Raw genomic sequence first — 26,327 nt, 5'->3', positions numbered from 1 at the left:
TTAAAATAAATCAAAAACTGTACCTGCTTTAAAGGCAAATAAACTTATAATAATAAGCCATAGGCAAGTCTCCTGCATCCAGTATTTAGGTAAAAATCTCATCATTCTGCTTAAGATAATACTGGATGGAAATGCTAAAAGAAGTAAATATTCGTAGCTTTTATTCATATACAGAATAATGGTGATAAGCTGGGCTGCAGAAAAAACCAGCAGAAAAGTATATTTATATCTGCTTATCGGGCTTTTCTTGTTATAGTTTTTAAAATGGTCATATACCGCATAGATGAGCATTATAACCACGGGGATCAAAGGTATAAGTTCAGTATAATCGGTTACGGGTTTCATTTTTCCAAATGGAAAATAATCGATATCCCATGAAGTAAACTGAACAAAATACATGACAGAAAAATAGCTGAATATGATCAGAATAATTCCTAAAAGAAACCTGAAAAGATTTAATCCTATTTTGGCAGAAGTTGCAATCACGTGGATAATTACAAAAAGAGCTAAAGGCCAGGTGGTAGGAAGAAAAATAAAGTTCAGGGCAATAATGGCACCTACTAATACATATGACTTTTTCCTTACGTCTTCATCTGCACTTGTAAGAAGAAGAATGAGAAAGGAATTGGTAAGCAATGAAACAGCTATTCCTATATCCAGATTTCCCGGATAAAGTCCGAAAATAAAAATGGTATATAGAAATAAAGGAAGATGTGTCTGATAATTAAGAGCAATACTGTGAAAACAAAAATATCCTAAAGCGATTCCCAGAAAAGTTATTCCGGCAATAATTGCTTCATAAGTGTTGAAATTCAGTATGTTAAATATTATTACTACTAAAAGAAGAAAACCAATATAAACAGGAATTGAAAAAATATTGCTTTCTTTTGAAAGTAATTTAAACATTTTTTATAAATTTGTACAAAGTTAATTTAAAAAAGGAAAATAATGACGTCTTTCTTTCTATTCTTAAGCAAAGTTTTCAAATGGACTTTCGGTTTCTTTGATTCTTTTGGAAATGTTTTAAACTGGATTCTATTTATAGTTTGCTGTGTAATGTTTACTTATTGGTGCTATGTACTGGTAGTTACACTAGGAGGCGATAAAGACAAAGACTATTATTCTCCAACGGAAGGTAAGAATCCTTACTACGATCCAAAAATCTACAAAAAAGAAGGTTAATTAATTGGTTATATAGTAAAAAACCGATCAAATAATTTATTTGATCGGTTTTTTTATTACTAACGATTAAAAATTTCTTTTGCTTAGTCGTGGATAGGAAGTACCAGAACAGGGACATTTGAACTTTTAGTAAGCCCTTTTGTTAAGCTTCCTACAAATACATCATAAATTCCACTTCTTCCATGAGATCCCATTACAATGTAATCAGCACTTTTTGCCTTGGCATATTCCAGAATAATATCTTTAGCAAGTCCTTGTTTTAAAAGATGCTCGCAATCGATATCATGAGCAATAATTCTTTGCTCAATTTTGTTGAGCTGCACCAGCTCTTCCCTGATTTCATTCGCTTCCACTTCCGGGAAATACTGAAATCCCATATCACCAATGGCAAAGCCAATATCTGAAGGTGCTACATGAATTAGGTAAATCTTACCATTAAGTTGTTTTGCAAATTTTATGGCACCATCTACCAGTTGGTCAGTTTTGTCCCCAAAATCTACGGGTAATACAATATTTATCATATCCTTTCATTTTGTTACCTAAAGATATGAAAAATTTGCCAGACTTTATGTTAAATAACTTATAATATTCGGATATCAAGGATTTTTTCATCTTCAAGATAAGCCTCAAGGATGTCGTTTTCATCTACTTTTCCAACCCCTTTTGGTGTTCCTGTATAAATAAGGTCACCCACTCTTAATGTAAAGTACTGAGAAGCAAAAGCAATGATATCATCAAAATGAAATAGCATATCCTTTGTATTACCATCCTGAACTTTCTCTTTATTCTTTAAAAGAGAAAAAGATAGGTTTTCCAGATTGTAGTTTTCTTTCTTAAAGAAGTTTCCTACCACTGCAGAGCCATCAAAGCCCTTAGCAAGCTCCCAAGGAAGTCCCTTAGACTTCAGGTCACTTTGAAGATCTCTGGCCGTAAAATCGATTCCCAGGCTGATTTCTTCGTAATGCTTATGGGCTGTTTCCTTTTGAATATATTTTCCGCCTTTTGAAACTTTCAAAACTACTTCCAGTTCATAGTGGATGTCATTTGAAAATTCAGGAATATAAAAATCACTTCCCTTTAAAACCGCAGTATCCGGCTTCATAAAAATAACAGGGTTCTCCGGAATTTCGTTTCCTAATTCTTTAGCGTGTTCGCTGTAATTTCTTCCTATGCAGATGATTTTCATAATTCTTTTTTATTTATTTTCTTCGAACCACATTGAAAGGAGCGAAGCATTTTTTATTTTATGGTACAACTGAAATATATAATCCTGTATGTTTTAATGGGTAAATTCATTTCCACAATAATAACATATAAATTTATGACTCGTTAAAAACGATATTCCAAAAAAACTGGTTGCCTTATCATCTCTGTAAATGTGATTGGAGCCACATTCTGGACATAGAAAATCAAATTCCGGATCTTCAATGGTATGCTCTACCTCTAATGAATACTGTTCATTATCCTTATAATCCTGAAGAACCTGAGTGGCCTTTTCCAGATCTTCTTCAAAAACCTGAAGCTGGATTCCGCCCACAGCCTGTGATAGCAGCCAGTCTGATTGGATAAGCTGTTCATTGGCTATAAAACTATTAATGCCGTTTTCAGCCAATATTTGTTTATCCCTATTGGCTTCAAGGGCAGTTTCATAAAACTTAAAACGAATCAGATCAGACATGATTAAAATTTACTTGACAGTTGAATTTTTGTAAAAACTTTCTTGGTGTATAAAGGAAAATCAGCATTTTGAAGCCATCCGTAATATCCAAGATCCTTTTGGAAGACAGCCTTTACCCCTTGTCCTTTATACTTTCCGAAGTTGAAAACTTCCTCCATTTTTTCATTGTAACCAATAAATCCGGCAAGGTCTGCATTCTTGTTATGGAATGTAAATTCGCTTAATGGAGCAACTTCATTCGGAATATCATCGTATTTTCCTACCTGAGCATCTAAAACCTCAAATGTTGCCATTACATCAGCTTCTGCAGAGTGTGCATTTTCAAGGGTTTTCCCACAATAGAACTGGTATGCAGCTCCAAGGTTTCTCGGTTCCTTTTTATGGAAGATCGTTTGTGCATCTACCAGTTTGAATTTACTAAGATCAAAATCCATTCCTACTCTTAATAACTCTTCAGCCAAAAGCGGAACATCAAATCTGTTGGAGTTGAAACCTCCAAGGTCAGTGCCGGCAATCATTTCCATGACTTTAGAAGCAATATCTCTAAATGTAGGAGCGTCTTTTACATCCTCATCATAAATTCCGTGAATTTCACTGCTCTCTTTTGGAATAAGCATTTCCGGGTTAACACGCCATGTTTTGCTTTCTCTGGATGCATCAGGATTTACCTTTAGGATACAAATCTCAACGATTCTGTCTTTTCCGATGTTGGTTCCTGTAGTTTCCAGGTCAAAAATACAAAGCGGTTTATGGAGTTTTAAGTTCATGTTGATAATTAATAATTTGAAAATGTGTTAATTTTAAAAGGAGGTATACATTTGTTTTGTATCCTCATATAAGTTTTTAACTTTTATTTTAGTTGTCCTTGAAAAACAAGCGATACTAATATATAATAAATGACAAGCATTGGAATTCCTACAACTTGGAAGAAAGCCAGAATTGCAATTCCACCAACCAGCAATATTACTTTTGGATAATTGTCTTTCAGTTGCTTGGATTTGAATTTCATCGCCATCATCTTTATTGGACTGATCAGAAGCCATGAAGTAAGAAGCGTTAGTAAAATCAGTAGCAATTCATTATCAAACAAAAAGCTGAAAGATCCAGTTTCCTTAAAGGCATAATATAATCCGAACAATAATACGGTATTGGTAGGAGTATTTAATCCTTTGAAATAATATCTCTGTTCCTCATCAAGATTAAAAATAGCAAGTCTTAAACAAGAGAAAGTGGTTACCAGTAATCCTATATATTTGATTTCAAATGGAAAATGAAAACCAAGAAGCTCAGTTCCAAATGGTTCAAGGGCTTTATACATAGTAAGTCCCGGGATCAATCCAAAGCTTACCATATCCGCAAGAGAATCAAGCTGAAGCCCCAAATTGGAGTTTGACTTTACGGCTCTGGCTACAAATCCGTCAAAGAAATCAAAGATGGAGGAGAGGATAAGGCATATTGCCGTTGTCTGATAGTCTCCTAAAATAAGATGTATTGCACCCACACAGCCTGCAAATAAATTAGCCAGGGTCAAGGCATTGGCCAGATTATTCTTTATAAAATCCATAACCACAAAATTACAGTTTTTAAAAATTCTAACTCAAAATAATCTGCACTAAAAAATGCAATAAAGTGATTTTGGTGTAAATTTGCCCCATGAAATTTTTAAAAGGATTTAGAAAACAGGAAGTTCTGGCATTGCTTTACAGAATTTTTTTAGCCTATGCTTTTTATCAGATTGCAAGACTTTTATTTTGGTTTTTTAATAAAGACCTGATCAAGGTAGATTCTGTTTCAGACTATCTGAAGCTTGCCTATCATGGTACAGCATTTGATACCACGGCAATTTTGTACGTTAATGCATTATTTATACTGCTCAGTCTTCTTCCGCTGGTTATCAATACAAAAAAAGTATTTCAGAAAGTTCTTTTCTGGCTTTATTTTATCACAAACGGACTGGCATATGCCATGAATTTTGGGGATTTTATTTATTACAAATTCTCTCAGGCCAGATTGACGTCTGCTGTATTTCAGGTAGCAGAACATGAATCCAACGTGTCTCAGACACTGATGATCTCAATCGGGCAACATCCTTTTGTCCTGATTTGGTTTGTTATTTTAATGGGATTGTGGGTTTTCCTTTATAAAAGAGTAAAAGTTGAAGAGGCAAAGCCTGCTAGATTATTACCCTATTTTCTTTCTTCCATCGTTACTTTATGTATTACTGCAGTGTTGGTTGTAGGGGGAATCAGAGGAGATTTCAAGCATAGTACAAGGCCTATTAATATGGTAGATGCTACGCGTTTTGTAGCAAATCCGCTACAAGGAAATATGGTTCTTAACAGTACTTTCTCATTTTTTAGAACTTTAAATACAAACAATTTTAAGGAAGTTCATTTTGTGGACGAAAAGTATATTGAAGACAATGTACAGCCTTATAAAGTATACGACAGAAAGGTGGAAAACCGGCCCAATATTGTTATTTTTATTGTAGAATCATTTGGTAGAGAGTATTCCGGAGCTTTTAATAAGGACAAAAATATTAAAGATTATGTTTCTTATACTCCGTTTATGGATAGTCTGGCTACCCAGAGTCTTATTTTCCCTAATACATTTGCAAACGGTAGACAGTCCATTCATGGGATGAGCAGTGTATTGGCGGGAATTCCGAGTCTTACGGATGCTTTTACAGGATCACCATATTCCAATCAGAAAATACAGTCAATTGTTTCTGTGTGTAACGATCTTGGTTATGATACCTCCTTTTATCATGGTGCACCCAATGGATCTATGGGCTTCCTTGGGTTTGGAAATATTTTAGGGTTTAAACATTATTTTGGAAAAACAGAATACAATCACGATGAGGATTTTGACGGAATGTGGGCAATCTGGGATGAACCGTTCTTACAGTATTTTGCTAAAAATGTAGGAAAGAAACAACCTTTCATGACAACCGTATTCACAGCTTCTTCCCATCATCCTTTTAAGATTCCTGAAAAATATAAAGGAAAATTCAAAAAAGGACCCCTGGAAATGCATGAGCCAATACAGTATACTGATTATGCCATTAAAAAATATTTTGAAACGGCTAAAAAACAACCATGGTTTAATAATACCATCTTTGTTTTTACCGGAGATCATACCAACCAGATTTATTATCCTGAATATGAAAAGGCAATGAACCGTTTTGCTGTCCCGTTAGTTTTCTATTCTCCAAATCCTGAATATAAGCTTAAAGGAGAAAATCAGGAAATAGCTCAGCAAATAGATATTTATCCTACATTGGCTGATCTTATTGGTTACAATAAACCTATCAGAAGCTGGGGTAGAAGTTTGGTAAGTGATAAAAAGTATACGCCTATTATGATGAATTCGGATGGAAATACGGAACAGTTTATCATTGGGAACTACATTTACCGCTTTGATGGAAAAGAAATTATAGGGGTATATGATAAAACTGATCTAGGTTTTGAAAAGAATCTGATAGGCCAACTTAAAACTCCTGAAGTGGAAAAAGGGAAGCAGATCGCTAAGGCCTGGTATCAGGATTATATGAATAGAGTGATTAATAGAAAACTGTATTAGGCTAAAACAATAAAGAGAAAGGGTGTGAAAGGCCAATAAATCTGATCTGAAAATTTTACAGTTTTACCATTTTACCTTTTCGCTATTTTACCTCTTTATGCTTTGTATAATAAAAGTTTTTGTTTGTTGAAAATTAATTTATATTTTTATCAATACGTAGATAAGAATATTATATTAAAATTAAAACGATAAGAAATATGAAAAAATTAATGTTAACATTTGCACTTTCTTTATTTGGTGTACTTACGTTTGCACAGATAGAAGGCAAATGGAAGACGATAGATGATGAAACAAAGCAAGCGAAGTCTATTGTAGAGATTTTCAAAAAATCAGATGGGAAATACTATGGTAAAGTTTCCCAATTGTTGATAAAACCTGCTGATCCTAATTGTTCATCTTGTAAAGATGACAGAAAAGGTAAGCCAATTCTAGGATTGGAGATCATCAGAGGATTGAAAAAAGAAGGCGATGAGTTTACCGGAGGAACTATTACAGATCCAAAAACTGGTAAAACTTACAAATGTACTGTTACAAAAAGCGGAGATAAGCTAAATGTAAGAGGCTATCTGGGATTATCATTATTAGGTAGAACCCAAGTTTGGGAGAGAACTAATTAATATAAGTTTAAACAGAATTTTAAGACGGCATTTCAGAAATGAAATGTCGTTTTATTTTTTTTTGGAAAAAGCTATAGCGAAAATCTTAGTTCTAATAAATGATATCTTCACTTTAAACATAATAAAGAGAGAGGAAAAATTGCGGACAACAGAATCTATTAAAAATTTTGTATGATCTTAGAAAAAATGCCAAAGAACGGGGCTGTCAGGAGGAAAAACCTTTTTAAATAAAATTAATATTAAGACTTACCATTCAAATGAGATGCCTTTTTTGTTATGTTAGTAATAAAAAAACACTATTTTTGTAGTCTAAATTTTTCAAATAAATATGGCAGAATATACTTTTCGTGAGGTAATTGCACAAGCAATGAGCGAGGAAATGCGTAAAGACGAATCCATCTTTTTAATGGGGGAGGAAGTTGCAGAATACAATGGTGCGTATAAAGCTTCAAAAGGAATGTTGGATGAATTTGGTTCTAAAAGAGTAATCGATACACCCATTGCTGAACTTGGTTTTACAGGAATTGCTGTAGGGGCTGCGATGAATGGTAACAGACCAATTGTAGAGTATATGACGTTCAATTTCTCATTGGTAGGTATTGATCAGATTATCAATAACGCAGCGAAAATCCGTCAAATGAGCGGAGGTCAGTGGAACTGTCCTATCGTTTTCAGAGGACCTACTGCTTCTGCAGGACAATTGGGAGCTACACACTCTCAGGCTTTCGAAAACTGGTTTGCAAATGTTCCAGGTCTTAAAGTAATCGTTCCTTCGAACCCTTACGATGCAAAAGGATTGTTGAAAACAGCTATTCAGGATAATGACCCAATTATTTTCATGGAATCTGAGCAGATGTATGGTGATAAAATGGAAATTCCTGAGGAAGAATATTACTTACCAATAGGAAAAGCAGAAATTAAGAAAGAAGGAACAGACGTTACTTTGGTTTCTTTCGGTAAAATCATGAAGTTGGCTATTCAGGCTGCTGAAGATATGGCTAAAGAAGGAATCTCTGTAGAAGTTATCGATCTTAGAACAATTCGTCCATTGGATTTTGATACTATTTTAGAATCTGTAAAGAAAACAAATAGATTAGTTATCTTAGAAGAAGCTTGGCCATTTGGTTCAATATCTTCTGAAATTACATACATGGTACAGCAAAAAGCATTCGATTATTTAGATGCTCCAATCAAGAGAATCACCACTCCTGATGCGCCTGCACCTTATTCTGCAGCATTGTTTGCAGAATGGTTCCCTAAGCTTGAAAAAGTAAAAGAGGAAATTAAAAAAGCGATGTACGTTAAATAGTAATAGAGAAAAACTTCCGAAAGGAAGTTTTTTCATTTATTATATTCATGAAGAAAAATTCTTTGGGTCATAAATTTAATATAAATTTGCGCGTTTAAAAATAAATAAGCTGACATGGCAGACGTTACAGAAGATGGTTATCATTTTGACATTAAAAAACTTTCTTTTATTGGAGTTTTAGTATCTCTCGGGATTGTTTTCGGAGATATAGGTACATCACCGCTTTACGTAATGAAAGCAATTGTGAATGCAAGATCTGAGGGGAGTAATATGCCTTTCAATGAATATATAGAAGGCGCTCTTTCTTGTATTATCTGGACACTTACTCTTCAGACTACTATAAAATATGTGATCATTGCTTTAAGAGCTGATAACAAAGGAGAAGGAGGTATTTTAGCATTGTTTTCCTTGGTTAGAAACCTCAAAAAGGGATGGTTGTATCTTATTGCGATTGTAGGAGCAGCAGCACTTATTGCGGATGGTGTGATAACTCCATCACTTACCGTAATGTCTGCCATTGAAGGTCTTGAGATCTATAATCCTCATACACCTGTGGTCCCTATTACTATTGGAATTCTAATTGCAATTTTTGTGGTACAGCAGTTTGGAACCAGTTTTATCGGGAAATTCTTTGGCCCTGTAATGGTTGTCTGGTTTTTAGTGCTGGGTGGTTTAGGAGTACTTCACTTGAGTGAAAATTTTGAAATTCTAAGGTCTTTTAATCCTTACTATGCCTACAAACTTATTGCAAATTCTCCTAGTGCAATTGTTATTCTTGGAGCTGTTTTTCTTTGTACAACAGGGGCAGAAGCGCTTTACTCAGATTTAGGGCACTGTGGGGCTAAAAATATAAGAGTAAGCTGGGCATTTGTTAAGGTTATGCTTATTTTAAACTATCTTGGACAAGGGGCTTGGCTTTTAACCAATCACAATAAACCTGGCTTTTCTGTAGTAAACCCTTTCTTTGGAATCATGGAAGAATGGATGATTATCCCAGGAGTAATTTTAGCAACAGCAGCTGCAATTATTGCAAGTCAGGCATTGATTACAGGCTCTTTTACCATTTTCTCAGAAGCAATGTCTCTAAACCTATGGCCTAATCAAAAAATTGATTATCCTTCTGGTGTTAAAGGACAAATGTATATTCCTAGAATCAATTGGGGACTTTTAATTTTATGTATTATTGTTGTTCTTCATTTTAGAGAATCAGGAAAAATGGAAGCCGCATACGGACTTTCTATTACGGTCACGATGTTAATGACAACAGTACTGTTGGTTTTCTGGCTATTGAAACACAGAGTAAGTAAAATACTGATCCTATTTTTTGCCCTAGTCTATATGGCTATTGAATTAGGTTTCTTCAGCGCAAATATTATTAAATTCATGGAAGGTGGATGGATTACGGTTGTATTAGCCGGATCTATTGGGATTTCTATGTATGCATGGTACAACGGTAGATTAATAAAAACAAGATTTATTCAGTTTGTAAAAATAGATAAGTACATTTCTATTCTTAAAGATATGAAGCTGGATGAGACCATTCCAAAATATGCTACCAATCTGGCTTACCTGAGCAGAGCAAAAAGAAATGATGAAGTAGAATCAAAAATTATCTATTCCATTATCAAAAAGCAGCCTAAAAGAGCAGATCATTATTTCATTCTAAGTATTGTTAATCAGGAAGATCCATACACATTCAGATATACTGTGGATGAGATTCTGCCAGGAACGGTTTATAAAATAAACTTCCTTTTAGGATTTAAAGTAGATAGAAGAATAAATGATTATTTCAATATGGTCTTGAAAGATCTTATGGCTGACGGAACCATTCCGTCAAGAAGCAGTCATCCATCATTAAGAGCACACAATATACCGCCGGATCTGAAGTATGTAATCATAGATAATACATATATCAACGATATCCTTTTAACTGTTAAACAGAAGATTACCCTGAATATTTATAACTTTGTGAAGTATATTGGAAGTGATGACTTTAAGGCTTGGGGAGTCTCTTCTCACAACGTAGAAGTAGAATCTGCACCTATCACAGAACTTACAGTATATGATAACAAGATTGAACAGTCCGGTTACTTCCGTCATAACTCTTAAGCTCAGGAACATTTAACCATACTATCTATTTAAATAAAAATCGATAAATTTGTAGATAATTTTTTTAATGGATACAATACAAAAAGAAAAAAATATAGCTTTAATCAAGGATGTTTTAAGAAACTACTTATTAGAAAAAGGGTTTAGAAACACTCCTGAAAGATATACGATATTAGAAGAGATTTATAATATGGATCATCACTTTAATGTAGATGATCTGTATCTTCTGATGATGCAGAAAAAATATCACGTTTCTAAGGCTACCATTTACAATACTATTGAAATTTTCCTTGATGCAGGTCTTATCCGTAAGCATCAGTTTGGAGAAAAGACCTTGACTTCTTCTTCCTATGAAAAGTCTTATTTTGATAAGCAGCATGACCACTTAGTGATCTACAAAAAAGACTCTGATAAAGAGATTGAAGAAATTATTGAATTCTGTGACCCAAGAATCCAAGGAATCAAAGAAGCCATTGAAGAAGCATTTGGCGTAAATATTGATTCTCATTCGCTGTATTTTTATGGCACTAAGAATGACTAATTAATGAGAAAAATCCTTTTTCTGTTACTCTTTATTTCTACGCTCAGCTTTGCGCAGGAGAAAACTCCGGTGAAGAGGGATCCTTATTTGCAGACTCCATCATCGGCCCAACCCAAGCAGCTGAAACCTGAAAATAAAGTAAAAATCATCCATGCAGATGAGATGAGTAAAAACCCTGAAAAATATGAGGGGAATCAATATCTTACAGGGAATGTTCAGATTGAACATCAAGGTTCTGTTCTTACAGCAGATGAAGTTATCATATACAATGAAGAAAATTTTGTAAAAGCCATAGGTAATACAAAACTTCAGAATGCTGATGGCTCAGTAATCACTGCCGGTGAGATGGAATATGATGGTAATACCCAAAAAGGTGTTGCCCGAAAAGATGTTGTCCTTACAGATCCTAAGCAAACCATTAAAACAGATATTCTATATTATGATAAGCTTAATAATCAAGCCTATTTTAATACAGGTGGTACCATTTCAGACAGCCAGGGAAATGTAATGTATACAAAATCTGCAACGTATTTCCTGACTACCAAAATGATCGATTTTGTGGGAAATGTGAAAATTGATAACGCTCAATATATCATTGAAGGAGCTAATATCAAGCAGAATCAAAATACGAAAGTTGCCGAGTTTTTCGGACCTACAACCATTACCAACCGTGCCAATCCAAAAAATAGAGTATATACCGAAAGAGGAACTTATAGAATGGAAACTAAGGAAGCTTTCCTTAACAAAAATTCCAAGATATTTTATAACGATAAAATCCTTACCGGTGATGATATGTACTACAATCAGCTTTCAGGGTTTGGAAAAGCTACAGGAAATGTGACTTTGGACGACCCTAAGGAAAGGAGGTACATAAAAGGAGGTTATGGAGAGATTTTCGAAAAGAAAGACTCTTCAATGATGACAAAAAATCCATATGCTGTAAAGATCATGGAAAAAGATTCCATTTACTTTGCCTCAGAAAAAATTATCTCCTACCAAAAACCGGATTCATCAGATATCAAAATAAAGAAAAGCTACCTAAGAGCCTATAAAAAGGCAAGAATCTATAAGTCTAATGCACAGGGAAGAGCAGACTCTATCGCGTTCAATGAGACAGATGGTATTATGCATATGTATACAAATCCAATTCTATGGAGTGGTGAAAAGCAGGTAACCGGAGATAAAGTAGAAGCTTATTTTAATACAAAAACCGAAGATTTAGACTCATTAAAAGTCATTGGAAATGCCTTTGCCATCAGTAAGGTAGATTCCCTAACCCTGAAAGACGAATTCAATCAGGTGAAAGGAAAGTTTATGACGGTCTACTGTGAGAATAATGATATAAAAGAAGCAAGGGTAGTAGGAAATGCACAGGCAATTGCCTATGTAGATGATGTGGATAAAGAGACCAAAAAGCCAGAAAGAATCGGAATAACACTTTCTGCCTGTGGAATTATTGGTGCCTTATTTGAAGAAAGAGGATTGCAGATCATCTCTTGTAGTATTGGAGCAACTTCAGACACCTATCCTATGAGTAGAATAGAACCTGCAAGAAGAAAGTTCCCAGATTTTAACTGGAATACAAAAGACAGGATCAGGAAATGGCAGGATATATTGGTAGACAGTCCAAATTATGAAGAAATTAAGTATTCCTCGGACAATGAACTCTTTGATAAAGCCCAGAAAGCAATAGATGACGAAAAAGCAAAAGAAGAGGCTAAGAAACCGAAAAGAGTAAGAAAATAATATAGAACCGCTTTATTTATTAAGGCGGTTTTTTTATTCCCCCATCAATAATTTCGGCATTTGCTGAATCTTTTATAGCTTTGCTGAAATTTTTTGAGACGATGGAAATGCATAAAGATTTTTTTACATATCAGGCACAAACCACCCAATTTGCGGCAGGTTTTGAAGTTGAAAAAGCAGAGGGAAGCTATATTTATGGTACAGACGGAAAGAAATATCTTGACTTTGTAGCAGGAGTTTCTGCCAATACTCTGGGACATTCACATCCTAAAATTGTCAATGCTATTAAAGAACAGGCGGACAAATATCTTCATGTAATGGTCTATGGAGAATATGCACAGGATAAGCCTATAGCACTATGTAAATTGCTTGCAGAAGCCACACCGGAACCATTAGAAGTAACTTATCTTGTAAACAGTGGAGCAGAAGCTATTGACGGAAGCTTAAAACTGGCAAAACGATACACAGGAAGAGAAGAAATAATCTCCTTCAAAGACTCTTACCACGGAAATACACACGGAGCTTTAAGTGTTTCAGGAAATGAAGCCCATAAAAGAGAATTCCGTCCGCTATTGCCGATGGTCTCATTCATTGAATTCAATAATGAAAAGGATTTTGATAAGATCACAGAGAAAACAGCTTGCGTCATTCTGGAAACCATTCAGGGGGCAGCAGGATTTCTTGTTCCTGATAATGACTATCTGATCAAGTTGAAAAAAAGATGTGAAGAGGTTGGAGCGCTTTTAATCCTCGATGAAATTCAGCCGGGGTTCGGAAGAACCGGAAAATTATTCTCATTTGAGCACTTTGGAATAGTTCCTGATATTTTGGTGATGGGAAAAGGAATGGGTGGCGGAGTTCCTGTGGGAGCTTTCATGAGTTCCAGAAAAATTATGGAAACATTATCTCATTCCCCTAAACTTGGGCACATTACTACTTTTGGTGGAAACCCACTCATTGCGGCAGCCAGTTATGCTACCTTAAAAGAAGTCCTGGACAGTGGCTTAATGAATGAAGTGGCTGAAAAAGAGAAATTATTCAGAGAACTTTTGGTGCACCCAAAGATTAAAAATATTAACGGTAAAGGTTTAATGCTTGCTGTAAATCTTGGATCTCCAGAATATACCTTGGGCGTAGCTAAAAAATGCATGGAAAAAGGACTTATTGTATTCTGGCAACTATACAGAAATGAGTACCTGAGAATATCCCCACCTCTTACATTATCCAAAGAAGAAATCAAAGAGGGATGTCAGATTATTCTTGATATACTAAATGAAAACTAAAGATAAAATCTCTCTGTTTCGGAGAGATTTTTTTTATGCCTTACATTATACCATTATCTCTTAAAACTTAACATAATACAGATTTGATTCCGGTGATAAATATCATGCTGATTCTATAAAAAAGTAATTGTTTTTTTGCGTAATAAAAAAATTAATTTATATATTGCGGGACGATAAAAACAAAGATTATATGGCGAAACATAAAGTCCATTACGAATTCCCAATGCACTGTTTATCAGAGATTTTATATGAATATCTGGCAACGGGCGAGGGGTTATCTGAATGGTTTGCGGATGAGGTAATAGAAAAAGGCGATGACTTCTTTTTTAGCTGGGGTGGAGGACCTGCAGAAAAGGCCACATTAATCAGATATAAGCCTGAAGGTTTCGTGCGTTACAGATGGGAAGAAGATGAGGGAACTAAAAACTTCTTTGAAATGACAATCACAATAGATGATATTACAGAAGATTTAGCATTAAATATTACTGATTTCTGTGAAGAAGGTGATGAAGAAGAAAACGCAATGTATTGGGAAAATCTTATTGAGAACCTTAGAATAAAGTTAGGTGCTGCATAAGGCAGGATCGTATTAAATGATAAAACTGATGAACGATTTATCGTTCATTATTTTTTTGTAAATAAATCAGATCAAAAATTGGAAAATCAATATTTTACATCAGACGCATTAAATGTAAAGAATAGAGCCTTTCTTTGGGGCGATGCAGTAAAAGTTTCTTTCTTTATAAAAAATGGAGAATTAATCATGGATGAAGAATGCTATTTCTTCCTGATGGCTTCCATGAGAAAGATGAGAATGAACATTCCTCTTACTTATACGCTGGAATTTTTTCAGTCACTTTTTCAAAAGGATATTATTGATGGTAAAGGAATAAAGAACGGAATTATCAATTTCCAGGTCTTTAGAAATAACGATGAGTTAACCCTTGCAAAATCTTCAGTTTCCTATTTTTATGAAATCGTGGAAATGGAAGATGTATTGGCTGTTCATTCAAGAGCATTGGAACTTGATCTTATTAAGGAAATCAATGTGAATAACAACCTTTTGAGCAATATCAGGGTACATTGTCCGGAAAATATCTATGGAGGAATTTATGCGCAGGAAAACGATCTTGATGATGTGATTCTTTTGAATCCCAATAAAAGAATTGCGCGTACCACTAGTGGAAACCTTCTTTTTCTTGACGGAAATATCATTAAGGTTCCAAAGCAGACTGAAGGAGCTTACATTTCTCCACTGATGGAGAATTTTGTTACTTTTTTACATAAAAATAACCTTGCAGATATTCAGGAACACGAGATTATTGCATTTGAATCTCAGAAAGCAGAAGAAATTTTGATGATTTCTGATGAGAAAGGCATATTTTCTGTAGGTAAAATAAGAAATAAAACCTTTGAAACTTCCCGATTCTCAGAATTGGTAGAAGGCTGGAAAAAGAGTTTTAATCAATAAAATTGACAAACCCGGTAAACAACGAAGTTCTTAAAGTCCTTTACCGGGTTTTATTCTGATTATATCAGAATTTGTTATGTATTTTAATATTCGTTGAAAACTTCAATGAATTTCTGTGCGATTTCCTTTTGCCCTTTTTCGCTGGTTATATAATTTCTGTCAGAAGAATTATTAATAAATCCCAGCTCAACCAATACAGCCGGAGCTTTGGTTTCTCTTAAAATATGAAGATTGCGTTCTTCAATTTTACGGGCATTGAATTTTTGAGATATTTTTTCAGCCAATATTTTTGAAGCTTCAGTTTTTTGAACAAAAACTTCAGTTCCCTGCTCAGATGTTTCCTTTTGAGGAGACCTATTGACGTGAAGTGAAATGACCATTTTCGGGCTCAGTTTGTTGATTTGGGCAGTCCTTTCAGAAAGACTAGGATAAGTATCCGAGCTTCTTGTTAAAATCACCTCATACTTCTCCTGATCCTTATTCAGCTTTTGAATTTCCGTAGCAATACTTAATGAAATATCTTTTTCGGAGAAATTACCATATACTGCTCCTAAGTCATTTCCTCCGTGGCCGGCATCTATGACAATATATTTCTTGTTAAGAGGTGCAAATGATAAAAATGTAGTCGAAAAGATTGATAAAGCAAGTAATGTACTACCTTTCATTTCTGTGATTTTGGTTTTTCAAAGAACGGAAAAAGTTTCTTTAAAATTGGTTAACAGAATCTTAAAATTTGTTAATTGTGTTCTGAAACTGAAAAAGTTACTATTAATTCAGAGAAATGTCTTCAGGTGAATTGGCCCAAAGGAGGAATTCACCACCAAGGTTCTGCATAATGGATTTCCATAATGTTTGATCGTTGGGAAGAGTGTAATCCAAATTATAAACATCTACTACAGTCCACATCTTTCTTTGAACCTCACTATCCAACTGGTTGGGAGACCATCCGGAATATCCTGAGAATATTTTTATATTCTGAATATCCAGCACATTACCCAATACGGCATTTATGATGCGTTCAATGTCTTCTGTAAGATAATATTCATCATTAATTTCAGTGTAAATCTCAGTAATCCTTTCGCCTTTTACAATGAAGAATACTTTTTCGTTTTCTACAGGCCCTCCATCATATACTTCAATTTTGAAATCGAAGAATTCCTTGAACTTACTACTCATTTGGCTGTTCTTCTTATTCAATATCAAACCAAATGCACCGCTTTCATTATGTTCAATAACCAATACCACCGATCTTGAAAAAAGATCGCCGGAAATGTCAGGTGTCGAGATTAATATTTTACCTTTGTATGAGTGATTCATACTCAAATTTAATAAAAAATATTTATGGAAAACCTGCACGACAAAAGAAAAGTGTACGAGAAATCCCAACTTATTGAAAGTGAGATAAAACAAAATCCAATTGAGCAGTTTAGAAACTGGTTTTTGGAGGCTAGCGAAAGCTCTGTGATCTCTGAAGCCAATGCCATGGCGGTTTCTACAGTAGAAGAAGACGGATGTCCGAGAACAAGAATGGTTCTATTGAAAGCCTATACTCATGAAGGATTTATTTTCTATACCAATTATAACAGCAGAAAAGGAAAAGCTATAGAAAGTAACCACAAAGCTTGTTTGCACTTCTTTTGGCCTAATCTGGAAAGACAGATTATTATCAAGGCTAATTTAGAGAAAATTGCAGAAAATCTGAGTGATGGTTATTTTCATTCAAGGCCGAAAGGAAGCCAGTTGGGAGCAATGGTTTCTCCACAAAGCCAAATTATTCCAAACAGAGAGTTTTTGGAAGAAAAGCTAAAGGATCTGGAAAAAGAATATGAAAATACCGAAGTTCCAAGACCATCTAATTGGGGAGGGTATCTGGCAAGGCCCTATGAGATTGAGTTCTGGCAGGGAAGACCTAATCGTCTTCATGATAGGATTATTTATGAATTAGACGATCTGGATTGGAAGATTTCAAGATTGGCTCCCTAATGAGGGGTTATAAGCCTATAATGAGAGGTTAAAAAGATTGCTATAGGGTCAAGTTCATTTGAGGGCTTACTACGCGCTTTAACCAATCTTAATAAAGGCATAGTATTAATAAAAGCAGGCTAAATAAAGCCTGCTTATTTTTTTTCTATTAAAAACAAAAGGCTGTTTCTAAGAAACAGCCTTTGAATTTTTGTAATCTGAATGATTATTTTTTCTTAACACCAGAAACTGCATTTGATAAATCAGCTCCAGCCTTAAATTTAGCAACTTTTTTAGCAGCGATTTTGATTGGCTTTTTAGTTGCAGGGTTAATACCTTGTCTAGCTGCTCTCTCAGCTACTGAGAAAGTACCGAAACCTACTAAAGAAACTTTTCCGTCTTTTTTCTTTAATGTAGAAGTTACGTTAGAAATGAAAGACTCTAAAGCAGCCTTTGCTGCAACTTTAGTGATACCTGCATCTTTTGCGATTGCGTCGATTAATTCAGACTTGTTCATAATTTTTAATATTAAAGTTAGTTCGTAATTATAGCAAATATAATACTATTTTCTAATTGTGCAATTTTTTTATTAAAACTTATACAATTTTTTTACTTTTCAGTGAAAACAGTTAAAATATGATAATTCGGGTTTTCACGAAAAATCTACGTTACGGGTTACTAAAATCGTGCCAAATGCTTATGTTTATTGACTTTAGCAAAAAGTTAATATTATTTCCTGTATTTATTAAATCCTAAATTGAGTGTAAAGTATTAATGTTTTTAAGAATATAATTATTAATTCTATAAGTAAAAGTCACATTTCTTGTGTTTTATAAAATTAATTACCTGTGTTTATGGGAGTTTTTTAATGATAGTGAAGGTCTGTTTTATTAATTTTTATTAATAAATTTGCAACATGCTAATAGAAGTTTTCAAATCCAAGATTCATAGGGTAAGAGTTACAGCCTCTGACCTTAATTATATAGGAAGTATAACGATCGATGAAGATCTTATAGAAGCTGCCGGTTTGGTAGTGGGAGAAAGGGTTTATATCGTGAATGTGAATAACGGGGAACGTTTTGATACATATGTTATCAAAGGAAAAAGGAAATCAGGAGAAGTATGCCTGAATGGGCCTGCGGCAAGAAAGGTACAAAGAGATGATATTATTATCATTATTGCCTATGCACAGATGACACCTGAAGAAGCAAAAGATTTCCAGCCGAAGATCGTTTTCCCGGACGAAAAAACAAACCTTCTAACCTAGTTCATGGAGAAAACAAAAAATAATCCATTAAAATCAGTACTCACAATAGTAATATCGCTTGCTTTTGCAGGCTTTTTTTTATGGCTTGCCTTAAAAGGGCTTGATTTTAAAGTGATTCAGCAGTCATTGGCGAAAGCGAACTACCTTTGGGTGTTGTTCGCATCAGTATTTGGCCTTTTAGCCTACTGGTTTAGGGCCATTCGTTGGAATCTAATGTTGGAACCGATGGGGCACCAGATCTCAAATTCCAATTCACTTTGGTCCATATCATTTGGATATTTAATGAATCTTACGATTCCCAGAAGTGGGGAACTGGCAAGAGCTACCGCTTTGTATGGGGTAGAAAAGGTGCCTGTAGATAAGTCATTCGGAACCATTATTCTAGAAAGGGTGGTGGATTTGTTATGCATGCTTGGATTCTTAGGGCTTACCTTATTATTTAAATATGAGGCAATTTTGTCTTTCTATCAAAATTCTGGGGTGACTATTAATCCGAACAAAATTTTGCTTGTCTTTTTGATATTGATTGGGGGTACAGTTGCATTTTTTGTCTTTAAAAAGAAATTATCAGGTGTTCCTTTTTTAGGTAAAATCGTAAATTTTATAGACGGAATATTCCAGGGGTTGACTACCATTTTCAAATTAAAGCAAAAAGGGAAGTTTATATTATACACATTAGGAATCTGGATTTCCTATTATTTTGCAGCCTATCTTGTTTGTTTTGCTCTTCCTGAAACATCAGGGTTTACAATGGCAGACGGATTCTTTATTATTGTTGTGGGAACACTGGGAATGATTATTCCTGCGAGTGGAGGAATTGGCGCCTATAATCTGGCGATGAAGTATGGTTTTATGGCTCTTTTTATCTCCGTAGGAAAAAGCGCAGATCTTGGAGGAGAAATGGGACTTACTTATTCCTTTATTTCTTTACCACTTCAGATTGTGATTATGCTGGTGATGGGGCTTATCTCTATTCCTATGCTGGCTAAAGCAAGAAATACAGCTGTTGCCGATAAAGATTTCTAAGAATTAATTCAATAACAATATTTTTATAAAGGTTCAATTTTTTAATTGAGCCTTTTTTATGTAGTTATCGAAGATAAAGATTGATTATAATTGAGGTATACCTGTTATTTTTCATAAATAAATTTGGTCAATTCATAAATCACTTCTATCTTAATGCAAAAAATAATTCATAACATAAAACACTATGGCAATTAATCTACAGAAAGGACAAAAAATCGAGATCGGATTGACAAAAATGACAATTGGGCTTGGTTGGGATCCTAATGAAGGGACAGGCTACGATTTCGATCTTGATGCATCGGCAATTATGATTGATTCTGACAGAAAATTAGTAAGCGAAGAATATTTTGTTTTTTATAATAACCTAACATCTCCGGATGGGGCTCTTACCCATACAGGAGATGATCCAAATGGTAAAAACAGTGATGGGGATGATGATGAAGCTATTGTTATTGACCTTGATAAAGTAGATCCAAGGGTAGAAGAGATCCTTTTTGTGGTAACCATAGAGGATTTTGAAAGAAGAAGACAAAATTTCGGACAGGTGAGAAACTCATATATAAGAGTGGTAGACAATGGTTCGAACCAGGAGATTGCAAAGTATGAACTGGATGAAGACTTCTCTATTGAAACAGGAGTTGAATTTGGAAGACTCTATAAAAGAAACGGAAGCTGGAAATTTGAAGCTTCAGGAATAGGATATAGAGCAGACCTTGGATTCTTCCTTGAAAAATACTATAAGGGACAAATTATCAAATAATCATCAAAATACACAAAACTATAGCTATGGCAATTAATTTACAGAAAGGTCAAACAATTGATTTAAGGAAAAACGACCGTGGAGAAAGTGTTTATGACCTTTCAAAAGTAACGATAGGTTTAGGATGGGATGTAAGAAAACAAGGAGGTTTCTTGGGCAAACTATTCAGTAAGGAGGCGGAATATGATCTTGATGCAGTGGCATTTCTTTTAGATGGTAGCGGAAAGGTTGCCAATCTTGGAAGAACGGTTCAGACCAATGATGGAAGACAAATGGGACTTTATCAAGGTGATGTGGTTTTCTTTAATTCTATGCAGCATCCAAGTGGAAATGTATGGTTGACCGGTGATAACAGAACCGGTGCAGGAGATGGTGATGATGAGCAAATCATTGTAAAGCTTGATCAATTGGATCAAAGCTATCAGAAAATTGTATTTCTTGTAACTATTTATCAGGGAAGAACCAATAACCAGCACTTTGGAATGATTGAAAATGCATTTATCCGTGCGGTAGATGCTACAGGAAAGGAAATTACAAAGTACAGCCTTTCCGGAGACTCTAGCATGAACGGAATGTGTGCCATGGTTTTTGCAGAGGCTTATCGTCATAATGGTGATTGGAAATTCCGTGCTGTGGGAGAACCTCATAATACGGATAACTTCATCGATATCCTGAGACAGCAGTACTCATATTCAAACTAGACTTTAACTTTTTATTCAACATATAAGCCGGCAGAGAAGTCTTCAACTTTTTCTGCTGGCTTCAGAATTAATAATTGTCTTATGAACAGAAGATTATTAGCCTATTTTTTACTGGATACTTCCGGTTCCATGAATGGAGAACCTATTCAGGCTCTGAATAATGGATTTAACGGGTTGATCAGTATGCTTCGTGCAGATCCACAGGCTATGGACAGCCTTCATTTAAGTGTTATTACTTTCGATAGGGAAGTGAAAAATATCATTCCGCTAATTGCCCTTGCTAATTTTTACCCTATGGAGATTACCTGTCCGGATAGTGGGCCTACCCATACTGGTGCAGCATTGGAGATGGTGTCAGAATTAGTACAGAAAGATCTTGTAAAAGGTTCCGGGGATGAAAAAGGAGACTGGCAGCCACTTCTTTTTATATTTACTGATGGAAAACCGTCGGATATTCAGAAGTATAGACAGATGATTCCTGCAATCCGAGGTCTTGAATTTGGTGCAATCGTAGGTTGTGCGGCGGGGCCTAAAGCAGATGAACAGTATCTTAAAGAGTTGACGGATCATGTGGTAAAACTGGATACTACGGATGCCATTACATTATCTTCCTTTTTCAGATGGGTGAGTTCTTCCATTACACAAGGAGGAAATTCACAGCATACAGGAGAACATATAACACTTCCTCCGCCACCAACGGAGCTTACTATTATTATTTAAAAAATTGTCTTTACAGATATGAGAAGACTTCCAATTTATTTCTTAATCGATGTCTCCGAATCTATGGTAGGAGATCCTATTGAACAGGTACAGGAGGGAATTTCCAATATTATCAGGGAATTGAAAAAAGACCCTTACTCATTGGAAACAGTTTATATTTCTGTGGTAGGTTTTGCAGGAGAGGCTGAGGTTATTACGCCGCTTCAGGATATTATTAGTTTTTATCCACCGAGAATTCCAATTGGAAGCGGTACATCATTATCCCAAGGTTTGATTAAAATCATGGACTGCATAGATAGGGATATCATAAAAACAACCTATGAAAGAAAAGGTGACTGGAAACCCATTGTTTTCCTGTTTACTGACGGTGTGCCAACCGATGATGCCACCAAGGCCATTGAAAGATGGAACAATAAGTACAGCGGAAAGGCCAATACCATTGCTGTATCCATAGGAGAAAATACAAACTATAAGCTTTTGGGATCTCTGGCTGATAATGTTCTATTATTCAATAATACTGATGAAAATTCTTACAGAGAGTTTTTTAAATGGGTAACAGATTCCATTAAAACCACTAGTCAAAGTGTAACCGAAGCCAATAAAGAAGGCATTAATCTTTCCAAGATAGATTCTGTAATCCTTGAAAAGGTGGATCCACAGATGGAACAAAGGTTTCCCGATAATAATTTTGTTGTTTTGAATGGTAAATGTTCAGAAACAGAAAAGCTGTATCTGATGAAGTTTAAAAAGACATTCGCAGAATCCAGCATACCGGGAATGTCTACCAGATACTACAGATTGGACGGAGCTTATAAAATTGATGAAAAAGCATACTACAGACTTTCCTCTAATCAAAGAAGTAACCTGAAAATTTCAATAGAAGAACTTCAGGGAGGAACTTCGTGTCCCCATTGTGCAAATCCAATTGCACTAGCCACCTGTTCTTGCGGCGGAATTCATTGTCTGCAGGGTGAAGGGTATAATAAATGTCCTTGGTGTGGCACTTCAGATTATTACGGATTCTCCGGTGAAGGATTTGATATCAACAGAACTTTGGGATAATCATACCGATCATGAAAATACCTTCATTTTACTTTGGAACCCGAAAAAAGGTTATGGAAAAAGCCAGTATCTATCAAGAAAAAGAAGAATTTAAAGAAGCTCATTGGATATTAAAAAATGCCAATGCAGGGAAACCTTATGAATTCAGTTTTGAGATGGCAGATTTTCCGAATATAAGAATTAAAAATATCGGAAACCTTGAAGAAACCGGGCTTACATTTGAAAATAACAGAATCTACGGGATTCCCATGACCAATAATTTGTACCATTTGGATCTGGAATTTTTCCACACTGAGGATCATGATACTATTGATCATAAAAGAGTGCAATTACTTGTGAATGTTGATCCGAAAGATTTGTGGAAGAATATTCCGAGTGATAAAACTGCTGATTTTTATAAAGAAGATGAGGTTTCTTTAAAAGGAAAATTTTTAGACAAAAAAATTGTTGTTGCATCCAAAAGAGGTCGTTCCCATGCACATGAAGGAAAATTCAGGGAAGATGATTTTGCAGTGAATGAACTTCCTGCAGACTGGAATATTATTTCTGTTTCGGATGGAGCTGGTTCCGCAAAAGCAGCGAGAGAAGGTTCAAGGATTGCTGCTGTTTCGATAAACGATTTTTTTAGTTCCCTGGAAATTTTAGATAAAATTGAAAAGAATATTCAACTCATTTATTCATCCGAGCATTCAGAAACAGAACAAAATGAGTCCTGGCAGCAAGTCGTAAGGCTTCTGTATGAAGGTGTTTTGTCTGTTCATAACACTCTGGAAAAAAAGGCGGTAGAAAATAATTTCTCCATTAATGATCTGCATGCAACCTTAATTTTTGCATTGGCTAAGAAATTCAGTTTCGGGTATGTTATCCTTACTTTTGGAGTAGGAGATTGTCCGATAAATCTTATTAATCCAGACTTTTCCGAAGTGAAACTTTTGAATCCGATGGATGTAGGAGAGTTTAGTGGTGGGACTCGTTTTATTACCATGAAAGAAATTTTCAACGATCATATTGCTTCCCGTTTCAGAATAACATGTGTGAAAGATTTTTCACATCTTGTTCTTATGACAGACGGTATTTATGATCCTAAATTTCTTACCGAAAATAAGTTAGAGAATACCGAAAGCTGGACAACATTTTTCAACGATCTGAATGGAGATAATGAAGATCATGCAAAGGTTGATTTCATCAACGATGCAGAGATTGATCAGCAACTATTGAACTGGACTGATTTCTGGAGCAGAGGAAATCATGATGACCGTACACTGGCAATAATTTATTAATAAACATGAAAAATACTATCAGGGTTACTTCTGTTCTGGATGCAGCCAAATCCTATGAATATGTTGATGAAAAGCCAATTCAGGGTGGGGTGAAAGATGTTTACTTCTCTCCAGACAGAGATTATGTAGTAGCTTTTTACAGAAATCCATTGGACGAGGGGCAGAAAGAGAGGATCATGAGGATTGTTTCTACCTATCTTCAAAGTATTCAGAATGGAAATGCTTCAGATTATTTTCTGAATGAAATATTCAGATGGCCCTATGATATTGTTGAGAAAAATAAACTCACAGGAATTGTAGTTCCCATCTATAGTCAGAAGTTTTTCTTTGCTAAAGGCTATATAGGTTCAGATAATATTCAGGGAGAGGATAAAGTAGGGAAGTGGTATACAGCACCGATGTTTCGTAATCCACAATACCCACTAAGACTTGATCAGTCAGAATTAGGTGATTGGCTGAGTTATTTTCAGATTGCCATTAATATCAGTAGAGGAGTCAAAAAACTACATCAGATGGGGCTTGCTCATTCTGATCTGTCTTACAATAATATCTTGGTGGATCCGGTGACAAAATCAGCCTGCATCATTGATATAGACGGGCTTGTTGTTCCAAAATTATTCCCTCCAGAAGTAATTGGTACAGCAGATTTCATCGCTCCCGAAGTTTTAAAGACCAAACACTTGAAACTTCAGGACCCCGAAAGACATTTACCCAACCAAAAAACAGATCTACACGCTCTTGCAGTACTGATCTATATGTATCTGCTCAGAAGACATCCCTTACGTGGCGGGAAAATCTGGGATTTAGATTCTGAAAAAGATGAAATTTTATCAATGGGTGAAAAAGCAATGTTCATAGAGCACCCGAATGATTCAACCAATTATGTGAAAGCTGACCATCTTAGAAAATGGGATGCATTCTGGGGTGATCCTCAAAAGATCTCTTATACGGTAGCAGGCCCATACATTGCAGATTTATTCAGAAAAACATTTGTGGACGGATTGCATGACCCCATCAGACGTCCTACTGCCAATGAATGGGAAACGGCTCTGTTGAAGACTGTAGATCTGATCCAGCCATGTCACAATTCCGAATGTACAGAAAAATGGTATGTATTTGATAACACCAGCAGCCCGAAGTGCCCTTTCTGCGGAACGCCACATCAAGGAACATTACCTGTTCTGGATCTCTATTTTAGGTTTGATGATGAGGTATGGAAACCGGAAAATCACAGATTAATGGTCTATCATAATCAATATTTATTCAAGTGGCATGTTTCCAGAAAGGTGATACGAAACGAAAATCTAACCATGCAGGATAAGATGCCGGTAGGATATTTTACATTCCATCAGGGAAAATGGGTGTTGGTGAATCAAAGCCTATCCGGAATGAAAGACATCACGGAACAAAAGGAAATTCCTACGGGTTCTATGGTGGAACTTACTGATGGTAAAAAAATCTTGTTGTCTGCTGAAGAAGGAGGCAGGTTGATCTATGTGACCATGGCTAATCAATAACTCTATTGTAGAAGTTGAATGGGATAAGAATTTATATTTTAAATTGGAGAGAGTTCCATGAAGTAAGAATGCTCATCTTCGCTTATAATTTTGAACCCTAAACTTGAATAGAGATGTTGCGCCTTATTGGTTTTTAACACGCTTAATGAAACAATATTTTTCACCAATGAAGCCTCTTTCAGAATATCTGTAAGAATTAGTCTTCCCAATCCTTTTCCTTGCTGGCTGGGATCAATCTGAAGCTGCAGAACTTCCGTTTCAGAGTTAGTCTTGTTTATTTTTAATAATCCCACTGGTTCATTATCCAGAAGAATAATATTTGCTTTTTCAAATTCGTGAAGAACTCTTTTAAGCGTTGTATCATCATCTGTAGGAAGATCGGCTTCAGCATAATGCGGAACCATGGTTTTCATTCTAAGATCAAGAAGATAATCAAGATCGTTTTCTGTAGCTTTTCTATAGGTAATTGAGGTATTCATATTGTTTTAAATTCCAATTTTAGACCATATTTTAA

General features: G+C 35.2%; 29 protein-coding genes. 19 read left to right on the top strand and 10 right to left on the bottom strand.

Annotated elements, in window-relative coordinates:
* Nucleotides 1–906, bottom strand: coding sequence for a DUF6427 family protein (locus tag C1638_RS19770; protein ID WP_109623662.1), 906 nt, complete (start codon nucleotides 904–906; stop codon nucleotides 1–3).
* Between the two features lie 42 nt (nucleotides 907–948).
* Between C1638_RS19770 and C1638_RS19765 the strand changes: the two genes are divergently transcribed.
* Nucleotides 949–1,182 carry a DUF6341 family protein gene (locus C1638_RS19765; RefSeq protein ID WP_109623661.1) on the top strand — a complete coding sequence of 78 codons (234 nt, stop codon included), beginning with the start codon at nucleotides 949–951 and terminating at the stop codon, nucleotides 1,180–1,182.
* 83 nt (nucleotides 1,183–1,265) lie between these two features.
* Here C1638_RS19765 and C1638_RS19760 read toward each other — a convergent pair whose 3' ends face one another.
* From C1638_RS19760 to C1638_RS19740, 5 genes are all read right to left on the bottom strand, one after another.
* Nucleotides 1,266–1,703 (bottom strand): universal stress protein, encoded by a 438-nt coding sequence (locus C1638_RS19760; protein ID WP_109623660.1) that lies wholly within the window; start codon nucleotides 1,701–1,703, stop codon nucleotides 1,266–1,268.
* A 59-nt stretch (nucleotides 1,704–1,762) separates the two neighbouring features.
* Entirely contained in the window at nucleotides 1,763–2,368 is a 606-nt protein-coding gene (locus C1638_RS19755; protein WP_109623659.1) for a fumarylacetoacetate hydrolase family protein, read from the bottom strand.
* Nucleotides 2,369–2,461: 93 nt separating this feature from the next.
* Nucleotides 2,462–2,860: a putative signal transducing protein gene (locus C1638_RS19750; RefSeq protein WP_109623658.1), complete on the bottom strand. Its 399-nt coding sequence runs from the start codon at nucleotides 2,858–2,860 to the stop codon at nucleotides 2,462–2,464.
* A 2-nt stretch (nucleotides 2,861–2,862) separates the two neighbouring features.
* Nucleotides 2,863–3,627 (bottom strand): 3'-5' exonuclease, encoded by a 765-nt coding sequence (locus C1638_RS19745; protein ID WP_109623657.1) that lies wholly within the window; start codon nucleotides 3,625–3,627, stop codon nucleotides 2,863–2,865.
* An 83-nt stretch (nucleotides 3,628–3,710) separates the two neighbouring features.
* A complete protein-coding gene (locus tag C1638_RS19740) occupies nucleotides 3,711–4,424 on the bottom strand; it encodes a CDP-alcohol phosphatidyltransferase family protein (RefSeq protein ID WP_109623656.1) in 714 nt (237 codons plus the stop codon).
* An 89-nt stretch (nucleotides 4,425–4,513) separates the two neighbouring features.
* Between C1638_RS19740 and C1638_RS19735 the strand changes: the two genes are divergently transcribed.
* The 9 genes from C1638_RS19735 (at nucleotide 4,514) to C1638_RS19695 (ending at nucleotide 15,518) form a co-directional block, all read left to right on the top strand.
* Nucleotides 4,514–6,442 (top strand): LTA synthase family protein, encoded by a 1,929-nt coding sequence (locus C1638_RS19735; RefSeq protein ID WP_109623655.1) that lies wholly within the window; start codon nucleotides 4,514–4,516, stop codon nucleotides 6,440–6,442.
* Nucleotides 6,443–6,639: 197 nt separating this feature from the next.
* Entirely contained in the window at nucleotides 6,640–7,059 is a 420-nt protein-coding gene (locus C1638_RS19730; protein WP_109623654.1) for a DUF2147 domain-containing protein, read from the top strand.
* 328 nt (nucleotides 7,060–7,387) lie between these two features.
* The gene (locus tag C1638_RS19725; RefSeq protein WP_109623653.1) at nucleotides 7,388–8,368 is read left to right on the top strand and encodes a pyruvate dehydrogenase complex E1 component subunit beta; all 981 of its coding nucleotides are present in this window, start codon (nucleotides 7,388–7,390) and stop codon (nucleotides 8,366–8,368) included.
* A 114-nt stretch (nucleotides 8,369–8,482) separates the two neighbouring features.
* Nucleotides 8,483–10,477 carry a KUP/HAK/KT family potassium transporter gene (locus tag C1638_RS19720; RefSeq protein WP_109623652.1) on the top strand — a complete coding sequence of 665 codons (1,995 nt, stop codon included), beginning with the start codon at nucleotides 8,483–8,485 and terminating at the stop codon, nucleotides 10,475–10,477.
* 67 nt (nucleotides 10,478–10,544) lie between these two features.
* The gene (locus C1638_RS19715; protein ID WP_109623651.1) at nucleotides 10,545–11,018 is read left to right on the top strand and encodes a Fur family transcriptional regulator; all 474 of its coding nucleotides are present in this window, start codon (nucleotides 10,545–10,547) and stop codon (nucleotides 11,016–11,018) included.
* Nucleotides 11,019–11,021: 3 nt separating this feature from the next.
* The gene (locus tag C1638_RS19710; RefSeq protein WP_109623650.1) at nucleotides 11,022–12,764 is read left to right on the top strand and encodes an OstA-like protein; all 1,743 of its coding nucleotides are present in this window, start codon (nucleotides 11,022–11,024) and stop codon (nucleotides 12,762–12,764) included.
* A 107-nt stretch (nucleotides 12,765–12,871) separates the two neighbouring features.
* Nucleotides 12,872–14,047, top strand: a complete 1,176-nt coding sequence (locus tag C1638_RS19705; protein ID WP_109623693.1) for an aspartate aminotransferase family protein — start codon at nucleotides 12,872–12,874, stop codon at nucleotides 14,045–14,047.
* A gap of 190 nt (nucleotides 14,048–14,237) precedes the next feature.
* Nucleotides 14,238–14,624 carry an START-like domain-containing protein gene (locus C1638_RS19700; RefSeq protein WP_076352676.1) on the top strand — a complete coding sequence of 129 codons (387 nt, stop codon included), beginning with the start codon at nucleotides 14,238–14,240 and terminating at the stop codon, nucleotides 14,622–14,624.
* A 78-nt stretch (nucleotides 14,625–14,702) separates the two neighbouring features.
* Entirely contained in the window at nucleotides 14,703–15,518 is an 816-nt protein-coding gene (locus C1638_RS19695) for an aminotransferase class IV (RefSeq protein WP_109623649.1), read from the top strand.
* A gap of 83 nt (nucleotides 15,519–15,601) precedes the next feature.
* On the opposite strand, the gene C1638_RS19690 is transcribed toward C1638_RS19695, so the two are convergent.
* A complete protein-coding gene (locus C1638_RS19690; RefSeq protein ID WP_109623648.1) occupies nucleotides 15,602–16,183 on the bottom strand; it encodes an N-acetylmuramoyl-L-alanine amidase family protein in 582 nt (193 codons plus the stop codon).
* A gap of 103 nt (nucleotides 16,184–16,286) precedes the next feature.
* Nucleotides 16,287–16,835, bottom strand: a complete 549-nt coding sequence (locus tag C1638_RS19685) for a YqgE/AlgH family protein (RefSeq protein ID WP_076352673.1) — start codon at nucleotides 16,833–16,835, stop codon at nucleotides 16,287–16,289.
* Nucleotides 16,836–16,859: 24 nt separating this feature from the next.
* On the opposite strand from C1638_RS19685, the gene pdxH reads away from it, so the two are divergent.
* Nucleotides 16,860–17,501 (top strand): pyridoxamine 5'-phosphate oxidase, encoded by a 642-nt coding sequence (gene pdxH, locus C1638_RS19680; RefSeq protein ID WP_109623647.1) that lies wholly within the window; start codon nucleotides 16,860–16,862, stop codon nucleotides 17,499–17,501.
* Between the two features lie 205 nt (nucleotides 17,502–17,706).
* On the opposite strand, the gene C1638_RS19675 is transcribed toward pdxH, so the two are convergent.
* Nucleotides 17,707–17,997, bottom strand: coding sequence for an HU family DNA-binding protein (locus tag C1638_RS19675; RefSeq protein ID WP_076352671.1), 291 nt, complete (start codon nucleotides 17,995–17,997; stop codon nucleotides 17,707–17,709).
* A gap of 399 nt (nucleotides 17,998–18,396) precedes the next feature.
* On the opposite strand from C1638_RS19675, the gene panD reads away from it, so the two are divergent.
* The 8 genes from panD to C1638_RS19635 all read left to right on the top strand — a co-directional run bounded on the left by panD (nucleotide 18,397) and on the right by C1638_RS19635 (nucleotide 25,813).
* Nucleotides 18,397–18,747 carry an aspartate 1-decarboxylase gene (panD, locus tag C1638_RS19670; protein WP_029294648.1) on the top strand — a complete coding sequence of 117 codons (351 nt, stop codon included), beginning with the start codon at nucleotides 18,397–18,399 and terminating at the stop codon, nucleotides 18,745–18,747.
* Between the two features lie 3 nt (nucleotides 18,748–18,750).
* Nucleotides 18,751–19,773 (top strand): lysylphosphatidylglycerol synthase transmembrane domain-containing protein, encoded by a 1,023-nt coding sequence (locus C1638_RS19665; RefSeq protein WP_109623646.1) that lies wholly within the window; start codon nucleotides 18,751–18,753, stop codon nucleotides 19,771–19,773.
* 184 nt (nucleotides 19,774–19,957) lie between these two features.
* Nucleotides 19,958–20,533, top strand: a complete 576-nt coding sequence (locus C1638_RS19660) for a TerD family protein (protein ID WP_109623645.1) — start codon at nucleotides 19,958–19,960, stop codon at nucleotides 20,531–20,533.
* Nucleotides 20,534–20,559: 26 nt separating this feature from the next.
* Entirely contained in the window at nucleotides 20,560–21,234 is a 675-nt protein-coding gene (locus C1638_RS19655; RefSeq protein ID WP_109623644.1) for a TerD family protein, read from the top strand.
* 81 nt (nucleotides 21,235–21,315) lie between these two features.
* A complete protein-coding gene (locus C1638_RS19650; protein WP_109623643.1) occupies nucleotides 21,316–21,954 on the top strand; it encodes a vWA domain-containing protein in 639 nt (212 codons plus the stop codon).
* An 18-nt stretch (nucleotides 21,955–21,972) separates the two neighbouring features.
* Nucleotides 21,973–23,016, top strand: a complete 1,044-nt coding sequence (locus C1638_RS19645) for a TerY-C metal binding domain-containing protein (RefSeq protein WP_109623642.1) — start codon at nucleotides 21,973–21,975, stop codon at nucleotides 23,014–23,016.
* Between the two features lie 11 nt (nucleotides 23,017–23,027).
* Entirely contained in the window at nucleotides 23,028–24,296 is a 1,269-nt protein-coding gene (locus tag C1638_RS19640) for a PP2C family serine/threonine-protein phosphatase (protein WP_109623641.1), read from the top strand.
* A gap of 5 nt (nucleotides 24,297–24,301) precedes the next feature.
* Complete coding sequence (locus C1638_RS19635; RefSeq protein WP_109623640.1) at nucleotides 24,302–25,813, top strand: helix-hairpin-helix domain-containing protein; 1,512 nt, start codon at nucleotides 24,302–24,304, stop codon at nucleotides 25,811–25,813.
* Nucleotides 25,814–25,851: 38 nt separating this feature from the next.
* On the opposite strand, the gene C1638_RS19630 is transcribed toward C1638_RS19635, so the two are convergent.
* Complete coding sequence (locus C1638_RS19630; protein ID WP_109623639.1) at nucleotides 25,852–26,292, bottom strand: GNAT family N-acetyltransferase; 441 nt, start codon at nucleotides 26,290–26,292, stop codon at nucleotides 25,852–25,854.
* Between the last annotated feature and the right edge of the window lie 35 nt (nucleotides 26,293–26,327).

This window comes from Chryseobacterium oncorhynchi, from assembly GCF_002899895.1.
In the GTDB taxonomy this organism is placed as follows: domain Bacteria; phylum Bacteroidota; class Bacteroidia; order Flavobacteriales; family Weeksellaceae; genus Chryseobacterium; species Chryseobacterium oncorhynchi.
This window is presented reverse-complemented; position numbering and strand designations above follow the sequence as displayed.